We start from the raw sequence: 14403 nt of genomic DNA, 5'->3' as shown, positions 1-14403 counted from the left end.
TTTTTATATTTTAAAATACACATAATGAATTTAACAGAGCAAGTAGAACAGGCATTAGAAACTATCAGACCTTACTTAAAAGCTGATGGAGGGGATGTTTCTGTTGAAGAAATCACATCAGAAGGAACAGTAAAGCTTAAGCTTTTAGGTAACTGCGGTTCTTGTCCGATGAGTTTCATGACCATGAAATCGGGTATTGAGCAAGCAATTATGAAAGCTGTGCCTCAAATTACTTCGGTTGTGGCGGTAAACATGGCCGAGCAGGTTTAGCTTTAACAATATTTAACAAGGAAGTTTTATTATTAAAATTACTTTTGTCTTAATGAGATATTGTTTTGCCCTAGTTTGCCTGTTTTTTTCTATATCTGCCTTTTCACAACAAAGACCAGTAGAAGAAAAATTGATACAATTTTCTGGGATCATTACTGATATTGATAGCACGAATGTAATTCCATACGTTACCATTACCAATCTTTCGGCCAGTGGCAAACGTGTTGCTGCCGATTATAGAGGTTATTTCACTTTTATTGTTAATCCAGGCGATACCATTCTTTTTACCGCCATTGGTTATAAAAAATTCTCAACAGTTATTCCAACGGGCACACCAGATAGCAAATACACGATAATGGTAAAGCTTAAAGCAAATGTAATCGATTTGCCATCTGTAAGAGTTTTTCCTTGGGCCACTACAGAAGAATTTACCCGCGAATTTTTATCCATGAAACTGGCTGATGATGATATGGCTATCGCCAAGAAAAACCTATCCAGATCTTCAATTAATGGCTTGATTCAAACTTTGCCTCGTGATGGTCAGGAAATAGGTAGTCAGAATTACCGCTATAATTTTGATCGCATGATCAATAAAAATATGGTGCAAACCAATCCTTTGTTAAATCCTTTTGCCTGGGGTAAATTGATGCAGCAGATTTTTGATGGAGATAAGAAGCGGAATGAAAATTAGAATGAGATATCCCGTATAGGCTTACCCGCAGTCTTCAGCCTTTCCTTAGACACATAAATGTATGATTGATTGGACTCCAAGCTACTGCTGCCTAGTTTAATAACTGCTTTGAATGGAATTCGAATTTTACCATTATTTCCAGTGTTTTCTATTTCCAGTGTAATATAGTGTTTGGGTGCTAGCTTCATGGTCCAATAGCTATTTCCGCAGGATGAACCTGCTGATTTTTGAAACAATAACCATTTTTTATCGACTAAAATCTCTGTAGATGAATTAGCCATCGTTGCATCCGCTCGACTTATAGCTACTGTATCTGAGCTAAAGTTTGCGATATAAGCAATTATGTAACGATTTCCATTGTCTAATTTCTTATTAGGCAGGTTAGGAATAATAAAACTTACTTTCTTATCCGCTAAATTTTTAAGATCGGTATTGTTGGATATTAAGAATTTTTCCTCTCTATCAATATCCTGAACCCAAAACTTACAATATTTATCCCAGTCAGTTGTGCTTTGACACCAGCAAAAATTGCTTGATAGGATAAGTAAAGAGATTAAAACTGTGCGCATAAGTTGAACTTATCTTTTCTTGCTTTTATTCGGAAACCTCATTTTGTAATCCGTTTTAATATTTCCTTTTGAAATGGCATCCAATTTACTTTTCAACATTGTTTTACGTAAAATACTTACTTTATCAGTAAAAAGTTTTCCTTCTATGTGGTCGTATTCATGCTGAATTACCCGAGCAGGTAAACCATCCACATCTTCAGTATGTTCTACCCAATTCTCATCAAAGAAATTTACTTTAATGTTTGGTTTGCGCATAATATTTTCGCGGATATCGGGAATGCTTAAACAGCCTTCATTAAAACTCCAGGGTTCGCCGGTTTCCTCTACAATTTGGGCATTGATGAATACCCTCTTGTAGCCAGGTGTACCATCTTCTTCCTCTCCTGTATCAACAATAAATAAACGAATTGGCAAACCAATTTGTGGAGCGGCTAATCCAACACCATTTGCATAATACATGGTATCGAACATATTGGCAATCAGCTCTTTTAATTCTGGATAATCTTCGTCGATATCGGTTCCTATTTTCTTTAATACAGGATCGCCGTATGCTACTATGGGTAATTTCATTATGTAAAAAATTTTAATCAGTCGTCATTGCGAGGCACGAAGCAATCTCACACCATTAACGTAAACAGGAATGAGATTGCTTCGTGCCTCGCAATGACGGAAGTTGTTGCAAAAATAACAATTATTCCAGTATTGGACTGAAAGTAAATATATTCAATTGCTCTGGCGATAAAACTTCTGCTACAATTTCGGCCATTTCTGTAGTGGAAACTTTATTAATCCTTTCAAAAACCTGTGTTAAAGAATCAATTTTATTATGATCGATTAAGCTCTTCGCCATCGAAATAATCAAGCCAATTCTGTTTTCTTCGCTTAAGGCAATTTGTCCGATGAATTTATTTTTAGCTTTTTGCAGTTGCAATTCGTTCAAAGGATTATCCTGCAACTTTTTCATTTCTTTGAAAATTAACGATAATGCCTTATTGTGTTTCTCTTTATCGGTTCCAAAATAAATTGAGAAAATGCCCGTATCGCTTATTGGAGAAAAATTAGATTCTATGGTATAAGCAATTCCGTATTTCTCTCTGATTTGAAGATTTAAAACAGAACTCATTCCATTGCCACCAAAATAATTATTTAGCAACATTAATCCAGCCTTGTTTTTGTGATGTGTAGAGTAAGTTTGCGTTCCAATAATACAATGCGATTGCATAATAGGCTTGTAAATATTGGTAGATGTTGGATTTAAAACTGAGGGCTTTGTTCTATTTAATGATGGAGAATTTTCTTCCACATCGTTAAAATGTTTTGTGCCTTTTTTAACAAAACTATTGTAACTATAATCGCCTAAAACGGCAATCACGATTTCGTTGGTGCGATAGTTCGCTTTTCGGAAATTAATAACATCCTCACGGGTGAAGTTGCTTACACTTTCAGTAGTGCCTAAAATGTTATTGCCTAAAGCATTGCCAGCAAAAAGCATATCCTCAAAATCATCATTTATCGCTTCTTCGGGTTGATCTAGATAAGATGCAATCTCATCAAGGATCACACTCTTTTCCTTATCCATTTCTTCTTCTGGAAAAGTTGAATGAAAAATAATATCGTTAAAAAGATCAAGCGTTCTATCTAAATAAGGATTTAAAAAGGAAGCATGAACGCAGGTATATTCTTTGGTTGTGTAAGCATTCAGATCTGCTCCAACACTTTCCAATCGATTTAAAATTTGATTTGTGCTGCGTTTTTCTGTACGCTTAAAAATTAAATGCTCTATAAAATGGGCCAAACCTGCTTTGCCTTCAGGTTCATCTCTAGAACCCGTATTGATGATAATGCAAGCGTGAGATATTGTTGATGCCGAAGGCACATGCAGCAAGCGGATGCCATTCGGTAAAGTATGAACTTTGTATTCCATTGGTGGGCAAAGATACTGCAATTCGCTTATAAAGCCTCCGTATCTGGGTATTGCAATTGTAAAGATGAAATCAATTTATCTTTTGTAGGATGTTTTAGCGCTAAAAAAATAAAATTGGCAGCTGCAAAAATTAAAAAGAAAGCATTGTGCGTAATAAAAAAACCAACCACATTAAAAAGTGCACCACCTTCTAATAATGCCGCACTAATAATAAATGCGCTTTGATATAGATTGATTTTGGTATCAGCAGTTTCAGATTTATCAATTTTGCCAATCAAATTTTTAAAGAAAAATATGCTCGCTGAAACAGTTATCAATCCCACGATGGGAAAAATTGGATTGAAGGGCGCAGTGGTTGCAGGATTGGCATCAAAAAACATGATTTCTCGATTTAGGAAAATGGTTACTAAGGCAAAAAGTGCCACACCGCTGCACAAGGCAAGGTGGATAATTTGAAGCGTTTTAAGTTTGGTATTCATTAAATAAATATAAGCGATTTAAAATCTAAGGATTGTCATGTTGAGCCTGTCGAAACACTAAATTGTTCTTCGACAAGCTCAGAATGACAAATATATAATTACTTCTCAATACCCTCCAGGGCAAATAAAAATGCCCATCTTAATGCTACATCTTTTAAATAATCGAAACGACCCGATGCACCGCCGTGACCAAATTCCATATTGGTTTTTAATAACAAAATGTTTTTATCGGTTTTTGTTGCCCTAAGTTTCGCTACCCATTTTGCTGGTTCAAAATACTGCACCTGGCTATCGTGTAATCCTGTGGTAACCAACATATTTGGATATGCTTTTTTCTCTACATTTTCGTATGGCGAATAGCTCTTCATATAAGTATAAGCATCTTTTTTCTTTGGATTTCCCCACTCATCAAACTCATTTGTAGTTAAGGGAATACTTTCATCGAGCATGGTATTAACCACATCAACAAAAGGCACATCTGCAATTATACCGTTCCATAAATCAGGAGCCAAATTAGCAACCGCTCCCATAAGCAAACCACCTGCACTGCCCCCATGAGCATATAGGTGCGATTTGGAAGTGTATTTTTGATCGACCAAATATTCTCCGGCAGCAATAAAATCGGTAAATGTATTTTTCTTTTTCATCAATTTACCATCTTCATACCATTGCCTACCCATTTCTTGTCCGCCACGAATATTAGCAATAGCAAAAGCAAACCCCCTATCGAGCAAGCTTAAACGCTGTGAAGAAAAAGAAGCTTCAGTGCTTGAGCCGTATGATCCATAAGAATAAAGCAGCAATGGTGCTTCCCCGTTTTTATTAAATCCCTTTTTATAAACTATGGCAATTGGAATTTTAGTTCCATCTTTTGCGGTTGCAAAAACACGTTCGGTTTCATAGTTTTTTGCATCGTAACCACCAACAACTTCTTGTTGCTTCATTAATTTTTTATCTTTTTTCTGCAAATCGTAATCGTAAACAGAATTTGGCGTAGTTAACGAAGTATAATTGTAACGAAGCGTTTTGCCAGTGTATTCAGGGTTTGAACCAATACCCGCGGCATAAACTGGTTCATCAAATTTAATATAATAATCACCACCGCCAGTTTTCAAAACGCGGAGTTCTGTTAAACCATTTTTACGTTCAGATAAAACCAGGTAATCCTTAAATTCATCACCATATTCCAGCAAAACATCTTTACGGTTTGGAATCACTTCCTTCCAATTTTCTTTTTCAGTTTTATCTAAAGCACATTCCATTAAGCGGAAATTCTTCGCATTCCAATTGGTAATGATGTAGAATTTATCGTCAACAGGCAACACATCATATAAAACATCTTTAGATCGTGGCGTAAAAATTTTAAAAGTCGCTTCAGGATGGTCGGCATCAATTAATCTAAATTCAGTTGTTAACGTACCTGCAGAAGAAATCATGATGTAGCGGCCATTTTTCGATTTACCTACACCTATATAATTGGTATTGTCTTTCTCATCATAAACTACAACATCGGCCTTAGTGTCAGTTCCTAGTACATGCTTTTTAATTTTTTCACTTAATAAGGTTACCGTATTTTTTGAGGTATAAAACAGTGTTGTATTATCATTGGCCCAGGCTGCACTACCTTCAGTATTGGTTATAGCATCTTTGTAAATTTCGCCGGTTTCGAGGTTCTTAACTTGGATAGTATATTGCCTACGTGAAACTTTATCCACTCCAAAAGCCAATAACTTATTATCCGGACTAACACTAAATCCAGTTGCGCTGTAATAAGAATGTCCTTTTGCCAAAGCATCAACATCCAGTAAAATCTCTTCAGCAGCGCTTAAGCTTCCTTTTTTGCGACAATATTTATAGTATTGCTGCCCATCATCGGTTCGGGAATAGTAAAAATAACCATTTTTAAAAACAGGTACCGATTCATCTTTTTCCTTAATCCGGCCTTTCATTTCCTTAAACAAATCTGCCTGAAACTTTTCAGTTCCTTTCATCATCTCATCCAGATAAGCATTTTCGGCTTTTAAATAGTTAACAACTTTAGTGCTATCTGGTCCTTTTTTAAAATAATCAATCATCCAATAATAATTATCCACTACGGTATCGCCGTGAATAATTCTTTTATGAGGGATAATCTCCGCCACGGGTGCTTTGGCATCCGGCCATTTTATAGGTTTCATTTCTTGTTTTTTGGGGTTGTTGCAGGCCGAAATTGCTCCAAGTAAAATCAGCGAGGGTAAAATACGTTTCATCATGATGGTTTGGTTCAGGTTGATGCAATTTAATGAATTTTTATTATAGATTGGTTTGGAAATGAATGGTTTGGTTTTCCATGGGGAAATGCAGTCCCGCCATTCGCTTTACTTCGTTACACTTCGTCCTCGCTGCTGTCGGGTTTAAAAACAGAGGATTTTTGCTTTTGGCGAATAATTAACCACAGATATACAGGATAAACACAGATAAAATAGTACCTGCCCAACTCAATCACACATAGAAAATATGTCCAGCATAAATGTTTTAACGATAAAATCGGTATTTTCCTGTGCAAATCTGTGGTTAAAATCCGCTGCTAATAATTATCATTTTCGTAAAAATTCACCAACCTGCTGATATTCATTTCAATTGAAAAAAATAGGTGTTAAATTGCCACATCAAATAGCAGTGATGAAATTAGGTTACAAAAGAATAGTTGTTAAAGTTGGGTCGAACGTAATTACACAGCCAAATGGCTTGCCTGATGAATCACGAATTCAGCATTTGGTTAATCAGCTGGCTGAAATTAAAAAGCAAGGGATAGAAGTGATTTTGGTTTCTTCTGGCGCTGTAGCTTCGGGCAGAAGTTTAATTAAGGTTTCAGAAAAGCAAGATGCTGTTACCACGCGACAACTATTGGCCGCTATTGGTCAGGTAAAATTGATTAATACCTACTCCAATTTTTTTGAACCACATCAAATTAAATGTGCGCAGGTGTTGGTAACCAAAGAGGATTTTCGCGATCGGGCACATTACCTTAACATGAAAAACTGTATGCACATTTTGCTGCAAAATGATGTAATTCCGGTGGTTAACGAAAATGATGTGGTTTCGGTAACTGAATTAATGTTTACCGATAACGATGAACTGGCAGGTTTAATTGCCTCCATGTTAAATGCCGATGCTTTGATCATCTTATCAAATGTTAATGGAATTTACAATGGCGACCCGAAGGTGGAAGGATCAGAAGTGATTCAGGAAATTACAGGAGCTGTATCTAATCTGGCCTCTTTTATTCAAACGGGTAAATCATCATTTGGCCGAGGAGGGATGGTTACGAAATCGACCATGTCTCAGAAAGTGGCTAAACTTGGAATTACCGTCCACATTGCCAACGGAACAACCGATCATGTGCTCACCTCTTTGCTGAATAATGAAATTGTACATACTCGGTTTGTTCCTGAAAAAACGAAATCAGGGAAAAAGAAATGGATTGCCCATTCCGAAACTTCTGCCACAGGAATAGTAAAACTAAACGATGGTGCTAAAAGTGTTTTAACTTCTGGCAAAGCGACAAGTTTGTTGCCCGTTGGAATTATCGAAATACAATCTGATTTTTTGAAAGGCGATATCATTAAAATTGTTGATGAAAAAAACCAGTTAATTGGTTTAGGCATAGCAGAATACAGTTCGGATAAAGCAAAAGAAAGAATTGGGCAGAAGAAACAAAAACCACTGGTGCATTATGATTATTTTTACTCGGCGATTTAAGCTGAAAGACTAAAGCATAAAGACTAAAGCCATGGGGAAGTTTTATACTATCGTCATTGCGAGGTACGAAGCAATCTTAATGCTTTGCAAACACCAGTCTTTATACTTGATTCTCGCTACCAGATACTAAAAAATGAATTACAAACCATACTTCGAAAAGGCGCAACAAGCAAGTCGTACATTGATTGGCTTAAGCAAGGAAAAAACAAATGCTGTTTTGGCTGATTTGGCTGATGCTTTAGCTTTACATGCGGAAGATATTCTAGCTGAAAATATCAAAGACCTTGCTAAAATGCCCGTTGAAGATCCAAAATATGATCGACTAAAATTAACTGCCCAGCGCATCGCCGATATTGCTGGTGATATCAAGAATGTAGTTAACCTAACCAGTCCGCTAGGCGAAATTCTATCTGATAAAATTTTAGAAAATAAGCTTCAGATTCAAAAAGTGCGTGTGCCGCTGGGTGTGGTTGGTGTAATTTATGAAGCTCGGCCAAATGTTACTGCCGATGTATTTTCATTATGTTTTAAAACTGGAAATGTGGCCGTTTTAAAAGGCGGAAGCGATGCCGAGTTTTCAAATTTGGCGATTGCAAAAGTAATCCATAGTGTTTTGGCAAAGCATGAAATTAATCCAGATGTTTTGACTTTATTGCCAGCAGAAAGAGCTGCAACAGAAGCTTTACTCGAAGCCAGAGGTTTTGTTGATGTGCTGATTCCACGCGGAAGCCAGTCGTTAATTAACTATGTTCGCGAGAACAGCAAGATTCCGGTAATTGAAACAGGTGCCGGAATAGTTCACACTTATTTCGATGAATCTGGTGATTTAGAAAAAGGGAAAGCGATTATTTTCAATGCCAAAACAAGAAGAGTGAGTGTTTGTAATTCGCTTGATTGCTTATTAATTAATGCAACTAGGTTAGCTGACTTACCTGAACTATTAGCACCATTAGCAGATGGTAGTGTTGAGCTTTTTGCTGATGAAAGAAGTTACGAAACCCTACAATCCTCATATCCTGAAGCATTATTAAAGCAAGCAACAGAAGAACATTTCGGAACGGAATTTTTATCATTAAAACTGGCTGTTAAAGTTGTTCAAGATTTAGACGAGGCTTTAAATCACATTGCAAATTACAGTTCAAAACATAGCGAAGCCATTATCTCGGAAGATGCTGAAAACATCACTCGGTTTTTAAATGAGGTTGATGCAGCTGCGGTTTATGCAAATGCCTCAACAGGCTTTACAGATGGCGCACAGTTTGGTTTAGGCGCAGAAATTGGTATAAGTACACAAAAACTTCATGCCCGCGGTCCAATGGGCTTGGAGGAGTTAACAAGTTATAAATGGGTGGTTAGAGGTGAAGGGCAAGTGAGGGTTTGAAGGAAGATGTAAAAGGGAAATGGAAGATGTAAGAGGGGAAATGGAGGATGGAATTTCTATTCATCTTCATTTCGAGGCACGAAGCAATCTCAAAATTTGGATTGTACCTTTCGTTTAGATTGCTTCGTGCCTCGCAATGATGCGATATTTATGACTACTCGCCTAATGACTAATGAACAATTGAACTAAATTAAATCTCAAAAACCTCACCTCTTTCTGGCGCAACCACATTAAATCCATCTTCGCTTAAAGCTGTTGCCAGACTTCTTAAGCTCTTATCTTCTCCATGAACCAGAAAAACTTTTTTTGGTTGTCCTGTTTGTTTCACTGTTCTAATCAAATCATCATGATCGCCATGGCCACTCAATAAATCGGTTTGGCGAATGGTAGCATACACCATCAACTCACGATCCTTAATTCTTACAATGGGCGCACCGCTTAAAAGCTTATAACCCAATGTTCCTTTAGCGCAATAACCAATGAAAAGAATGGTGCAATAGTAGTTTTGAATATTGTAATAAAGATGATCCTGAATTCGGCCGCCTTCTAACATTCCAGCTGATGAGATAATGATGCACGGGTCGAAATAATTGGAAACATCCTTACTTTCTTTCATGGTTTGAACGTATGCCAGATGCTCAAATTCAAATTCATCACCCATGGTTTTATAGAAATCTTTTGCTTCCTGATTCACCAGGTTATGGTGTTTACGGTAAACATCAGTGGCCTGGATAGCCATGGGGCTATCAACAAAAATCTGTATTGGCGGTAAAAGTCTTTTGGTGAAAATTTGATTCAAAGCAAAAACCAGCGACTGGGTTCTGCCAATACTAAAAGCCGGGATAATTAACCTTCCGGGGGTTTTAATACAAGCTTCGGTAATTTCTTTTACCAAGCGTTCTTCTAGAGTTTGGTCTTTTGTATGATAGCGCCCACCATAAGTAGATTCGCAAATAAAATAATCTACTTCAGGAATGGGCTCTGGTTTTACCAAAACAGGATAATGCTCTCGGCCGATGTCGCCCGAAAAAGCAATTTTCTTTTCTTCCCCATTATCATTAACGGTTAAAACTGCGGCAGCAGCACCCAGTAAATGCCCAACAGGAATAAAAGTTAAGCTGATATCGCCGTTAATTTTAAAAGGTTTATTGAATGCGATCGTTACAAAACGTTCGATTGTATCCATCACATGCTTGTGCAAATACAAAGGTTTTGGTCCGCTGAAGTTACCGCGTTTAGTACGGGGTTTACGACTTTGTTTTCTTAAAAAAAGTTCAACAGAATCGAACAGTAAAATAGATGTTAAATCGGCTGTTGGTGCTGTGCAAAGTACTTGACCATCAAAACCGAGCCGCACCAAAGTGGGTAAATTTCCAGAATGATCAATGTGGGCATGGGTTAAAATAACCAGGTTTATATCGGCAGGATCGAAAGGAAATTGTTGGTTTTCTTCCTGATAGGTTTCCTTTTCATAATCTAAACCACAATCTATCAATATTTTATAATGCCCAACTTCGAGTAGGTGCATACTTCCTGTTACCTGTTGTGCAGCGCCCCAAAACGTTAACTTCATCTTCTAATCTTAACCGTAAAATGTTTGGTGTAAAGTAGTACAATTGAGGCAATTTTTAAACAATAGGAAGTAATTTTTTGGTTAACGGCAATTGCATTTCTCCATTATACTCCATCTGTGTTTCCGATTATTTTTTTAAAAAGCACTTGCATTAGGTTTTTCGTTTTAAATATCGGATGAATACTGGCGTGGTGCAGGTATTTATTAGCTAAGTAAATTTACGCTGTTTATAAACCCGATTGCAGCGGAAACCAAAAGCTTTCTCTGCTTTTGTTGCAGCGAAAAGCGGGGCCGCAAGCCGCCATGAAAAACAGGACCATTCATTTCCAAAACATTAGTCGCAGCCAACAATTATTTCATTAAAACTTTATCTTTGAAGAAAAAATTAGCCATGCAAGAACCATTCGATATAGAAATAGGACCAGTAAATTATTCGGTTTTCCCAGAGGGAAACGATTCTTATACCATTTTTAAAGATGGAAAGGAATACATTCAGATTCAGAGAGATACTTCCTCTATTTGGTTAAAAATGGATTACAAAACAGAACTTCCGATTTTTGAGGAAGATGAAGAAGTAAATGCCATTGGGCAGGCCATTGAGAAATATGTGCCCGAAGCTGATGACGAAGAAGAAGACGGATTTATTATTTAAAAATAAAATAGTGCATGGCGTTTTTGCAACCCATGCACTATGATATTGATTATATTAATTTCAATAATTCTTCGGCTACTTTTTCTGATGATGCTGGGTTTTGACCAGTAATCAATAAACCATCAACTACAGCATAAGGATTCCAATCGTCTATTTTACTGTAAAGACCACCATTTTTCTTTAATACATCTTCAACCAGAAAAGGCACAACATTGGTAAGTTGAACGGCATCTTCTTCTGTATTGGTAAAGCCTGTTACTTTTTTATTTTTTACCAAATATTCTCCACCTACTTTCACATCTTTTAAAACGCCTGGAGCATGACAAACAAAAGCTACAGGTTTATTGGCTTCGTAAAAGTCTACTATTAATTTTTGTGAAACAGCACTTTCGGCCAAATCCCAAAGTGGACCATGACCTCCTGGATAAAATACGGCATCATAATCTTCCATTTTAACTTCTGTTAATGGAGCCGTATTTTTTAGTTTTTCTAAAAGAACAGAGTCTTTATCCATTCTTCTGGTTGTATCGGTTTGAAATGAGGGATCTTCACTTTTCGGGTCGATTGGTGGCTGACCACCTTTTACAGATGCCAAAACAACATCAACGCCTTTATCGGTTAAAGTATAATATGGGGCCGCTAATTCTTCTGACCAAAAACCTGTTTTTAATCCAGTATTTCCTAATTCGTCGTGGCTCGTAAGCACGAATAAAACTTTCTTGTTCATATCTTTAATTAAATTGTACTACAAACTTAGGCGAATGCTTAACGGTAGTAAAGGATTTGAATCACTAATTTTCTGTGCGCCAAATCACAATTTACTCGAAAGTCTGCTTAACGTTTCTCGAGAAATGCCTAAGTAAGCTGCAATTATGGTTTTAGAAACCCTTTGTAAGAGTTGTGGATATTGATGTGTGAATTGTTCGAATCTTTCTTTTGGATGGGTACTTAACAATGATAAAATTCGCTGTTGTAATGCCACATAACCCGAACTGTTCTTAACTCTGAAAAAATGTTCCATTTTATGGCTTTCACTGCAAATTTTATCCAAATGTGCTTTGCTGATGTAAAGAAGTTCTACATTTTCTAAGCAGGTAATATTTGTTATCGATTTGGTTTCATTGTAAAAGGCCTGAAAATCAGAAATCCACCAGTTTTCCATGGCAAACTGTATGATATATTCTTTTCCATTGATGTCGGTGTAGGTTGCTTTTAATAACCCTTTAACAACAAAGTAAATGTTTTTAACAAACTCATCTTCCTGTATTAAATATTGGTGCTTTTTTAAACTTTTGGTTTTAAAATGATTGTTGATAAAGTCAAACTCCTGATCGGTAAGCGGAACGATTTCTTCAATATGTTTTCTTAACTCAGCACTCATTTGGTAAAGCTAGCTAAAAACGGAGCAAAAAAAAATCCCGACCAGGGCCGGGATTTTATAAAGTTTTAAATTATCTGGTGGCATTTGCCGTCCATGTACCATTCGAATTGGAAACACCAATTTTCAAAGTGCTGGCATCAATTGTAATGCCTATAACACCAGTTCCAACACTAATGTAAGTATTGCCACTTTCCTGGAATTTTACTCCTGTGATATCAGGAATGTTATTGCCAAAGAAAAAACTATAGGTATCATCAACTTTAGTTACAGTTACTCTACCATCGGTACTATTTATTTTTGTATCGCCTTTACTGTAAGAAACTGTTCCTCTATAAGTGCCTACAAAAAAATCTCTATCGGCTGGATCGGTATCTTTTTTACACGAAACCATTACTGTTAATGCTATTAAAAGCATGCTGAAAATTTGAACTGTCTTTTTCATAATTATGTTTTTCAATTTTGAATTTGCTGCGGTAGACAACGAATTCGGTTAGTTAAAATGTAACAACCCGTTTACAATGGTTGTGCCAAAATGAAAAGCTTAAGCAAAAAACATGAAGAAATCAGTGCATTAGAAAAATTAGTATGATGTTTTAAATTATTGATAATTAAATGCTTAGGTATAATTTCAGTTTTGTGAAATGTGTAAAAGTCAATGAAGGATTATTTACGGTGCTCATTAGTAGTTTTTTGTCTACTAAACACTCCAGCTCGCAAGATTACTCTTTCGTATAATTAGATGGTCCATTAATATCAACCGCATTTCCCAGGTATTTTGGTTTTCTATGTCGCAGTATATCTAAAGTTGATTTTGTTAAAGAGAAATTTTCTCTGAAAGCATAATATTTATAACCTTTATAAATTCCTGTGTTGGCATTATAACCATAACATTTTATCCCAAGTTTATTTCCAATATAAATACACCGATTCAAATGATATTTTTGAGTAACCAGGATTGCTGTATCGACCTTAAAAATTTGCTTTGCCCGATACATAGTGGAATAGCTATCAAAACCAGCATAATCGATATAAATTTTAGTGGTATCTACTCCATTTTCATAACAGTACAATTTCATTACGGTTAGCTCATCATATTCATCTCTGCCGTTATCGCCAGAAAGTAAAAGCTTATCAACTTTATTGTTTTTTAACAATGAAATACCTGCATCTAACCTATCTTTTAAGTATTTGCTGGGTTTATTATTTCTAATGCCAGCGCCAAAAATAATAGCAACCTTAGTTTTAGGAACATTCTTAATATCAGAATAAATATAATTTTCGGTTTTGAATTTTATAGAATAACTGGTAATGAAAACAACAGCAAAACCGACTACAGCTGCCAGGAATAACCATTTAATAATGGATTTAATTTTGAGAGACTTCATTATAAATTAAAGGATAAAAAAAGTAAGATAAGTACCATTACTAAATTAATAACTAGAGTAACCACTGCCATTTTCTTTAATTCGGCCTGGCGATTTATTTTAAATTTTAAGTATTCGAAATAAATAAAACCACTAAAAGCAATGTAGAAGGCAAGGCTTAAATTCACTATTAAATTTATTTCGCCAATGAAAGAAAATTGATCTTCCCGAATGTTTTTGGGCAGCAAATAAATGGCGAAACGATAAATTATTAGAAGTCCAAATGTTAATATCAACAGCCGGATAATTACATATTGATAAATTTTATTCTTCATAATTTTAATATCCCTGGAAGATAAATTGCTTTAAACCTTTAAG

The 14403-nt window shown here is 36.0% G+C and carries 15 protein-coding genes; 5 read left to right on the top strand and 10 right to left on the bottom strand.

The window, feature by feature from the left end; all coding sequences use genetic code 11:
* The first annotated feature begins 24 nt into the window (after positions 1-24).
* Together LUA91_RS13685 and LUA91_RS13680 are read left to right on the top strand one after the other, a co-directional pair.
* Positions 25-270: a NifU family protein gene (locus tag LUA91_RS13685; protein WP_231426614.1), complete on the top strand. Its 246-nt coding sequence runs from the start codon at positions 25-27 to the stop codon at positions 268-270.
* Positions 271-322: 52 nt separating this feature from the next.
* Entirely contained in the window at positions 323-961 is a 639-nt protein-coding gene (locus LUA91_RS13680) for a hypothetical protein (protein ID WP_231426613.1), read from the top strand.
* Here the strand turns inward: LUA91_RS13680 and LUA91_RS13675 are convergent.
* From LUA91_RS13675 to LUA91_RS13655, 5 genes are all read right to left on the bottom strand, one after another.
* Positions 958-1530 carry a hypothetical protein gene (locus LUA91_RS13675; protein WP_231426612.1) on the bottom strand — a complete coding sequence of 191 codons (573 nt, stop codon included), beginning with the start codon at positions 1528-1530 and terminating at the stop codon, positions 958-960. The two genes, LUA91_RS13680 and LUA91_RS13675, sit on opposite strands and share 4 nt — an antisense overlap.
* A 9-nt stretch (positions 1531-1539) precedes the next feature.
* Entirely contained in the window at positions 1540-2100 is a 561-nt protein-coding gene (gene def / locus LUA91_RS13670; RefSeq protein WP_231426611.1) for a peptide deformylase, read from the bottom strand.
* Between the two features lie 121 nt (positions 2101-2221).
* Entirely contained in the window at positions 2222-3454 is a 1233-nt protein-coding gene (locus LUA91_RS13665; RefSeq protein WP_231426610.1) for a pitrilysin family protein, read from the bottom strand.
* A 26-nt stretch (positions 3455-3480) separates the two neighbouring features.
* Positions 3481-3933 carry a hypothetical protein gene (locus tag LUA91_RS13660; RefSeq protein ID WP_231426609.1) on the bottom strand — a complete coding sequence of 151 codons (453 nt, stop codon included), beginning with the start codon at positions 3931-3933 and terminating at the stop codon, positions 3481-3483.
* A 98-nt stretch (positions 3934-4031) separates the two neighbouring features.
* Positions 4032-6110: a S9 family peptidase gene (locus LUA91_RS13655; protein ID WP_231426608.1), complete on the bottom strand. Its 2079-nt coding sequence runs from the start codon at positions 6108-6110 to the stop codon at positions 4032-4034.
* A gap of 484 nt (positions 6111-6594) precedes the next feature.
* Here LUA91_RS13655 and proB point away from each other — a divergent pair, with 484 nt between their 5' ends.
* Both proB and LUA91_RS13645 read left to right on the top strand, forming a co-directional pair.
* Complete coding sequence (gene proB, locus LUA91_RS13650) at positions 6595-7674, top strand: glutamate 5-kinase (RefSeq protein ID WP_231426607.1); 1080 nt, start codon at positions 6595-6597, stop codon at positions 7672-7674.
* A 133-nt stretch (positions 7675-7807) separates the two neighbouring features.
* A complete protein-coding gene (locus LUA91_RS13645; protein WP_231426606.1) occupies positions 7808-9055 on the top strand; it encodes a glutamate-5-semialdehyde dehydrogenase in 1248 nt (415 codons plus the stop codon).
* A gap of 190 nt (positions 9056-9245) precedes the next feature.
* Here the strand turns inward: LUA91_RS13645 and LUA91_RS13640 are convergent, their stop codons facing one another.
* Positions 9246-10628, bottom strand: a complete 1383-nt coding sequence (locus LUA91_RS13640) for an MBL fold metallo-hydrolase RNA specificity domain-containing protein (protein WP_231426605.1) — start codon at positions 10626-10628, stop codon at positions 9246-9248.
* 373 nt (positions 10629-11001) lie between these two features.
* On the opposite strand from LUA91_RS13640, the gene LUA91_RS13635 reads away from it, so the two are divergent.
* The gene (locus LUA91_RS13635; protein WP_231426604.1) at positions 11002-11280 is read left to right on the top strand and encodes a hypothetical protein; all 279 of its coding nucleotides are present in this window, start codon (positions 11002-11004) and stop codon (positions 11278-11280) included.
* A gap of 49 nt (positions 11281-11329) precedes the next feature.
* Here LUA91_RS13635 and LUA91_RS13630 read toward each other — a convergent pair whose 3' ends face one another.
* From LUA91_RS13630 to LUA91_RS13615, 4 genes are all read right to left on the bottom strand, one after another.
* A complete protein-coding gene (locus LUA91_RS13630) occupies positions 11330-12007 on the bottom strand; it encodes a type 1 glutamine amidotransferase domain-containing protein (RefSeq protein ID WP_231426603.1) in 678 nt (225 codons plus the stop codon).
* 84 nt (positions 12008-12091) lie between these two features.
* A complete protein-coding gene (locus LUA91_RS13625; protein WP_231426602.1) occupies positions 12092-12661 on the bottom strand; it encodes a Crp/Fnr family transcriptional regulator in 570 nt (189 codons plus the stop codon).
* Between the two features lie 70 nt (positions 12662-12731).
* The gene (locus tag LUA91_RS13620) at positions 12732-13103 is read right to left on the bottom strand and encodes a hypothetical protein (RefSeq protein WP_231426601.1); all 372 of its coding nucleotides are present in this window, start codon (positions 13101-13103) and stop codon (positions 12732-12734) included.
* Positions 13104-13380: 277 nt separating this feature from the next.
* Complete coding sequence (locus tag LUA91_RS13615) at positions 13381-14046, bottom strand: vancomycin high temperature exclusion protein (RefSeq protein ID WP_231426600.1); 666 nt, start codon at positions 14044-14046, stop codon at positions 13381-13383.
* Positions 14047-14403: the final 357 nt, after the last annotated feature.

The organism is Pedobacter sp. Leaf250, from assembly GCF_920984735.1.
Lineage (GTDB): Bacteria > Bacteroidota > Bacteroidia > Sphingobacteriales > Sphingobacteriaceae > Pedobacter.
The sequence above is the reverse complement of the archived record's forward strand: the minus strand, read 5'-3'. Positions and strand labels throughout refer to the sequence as shown.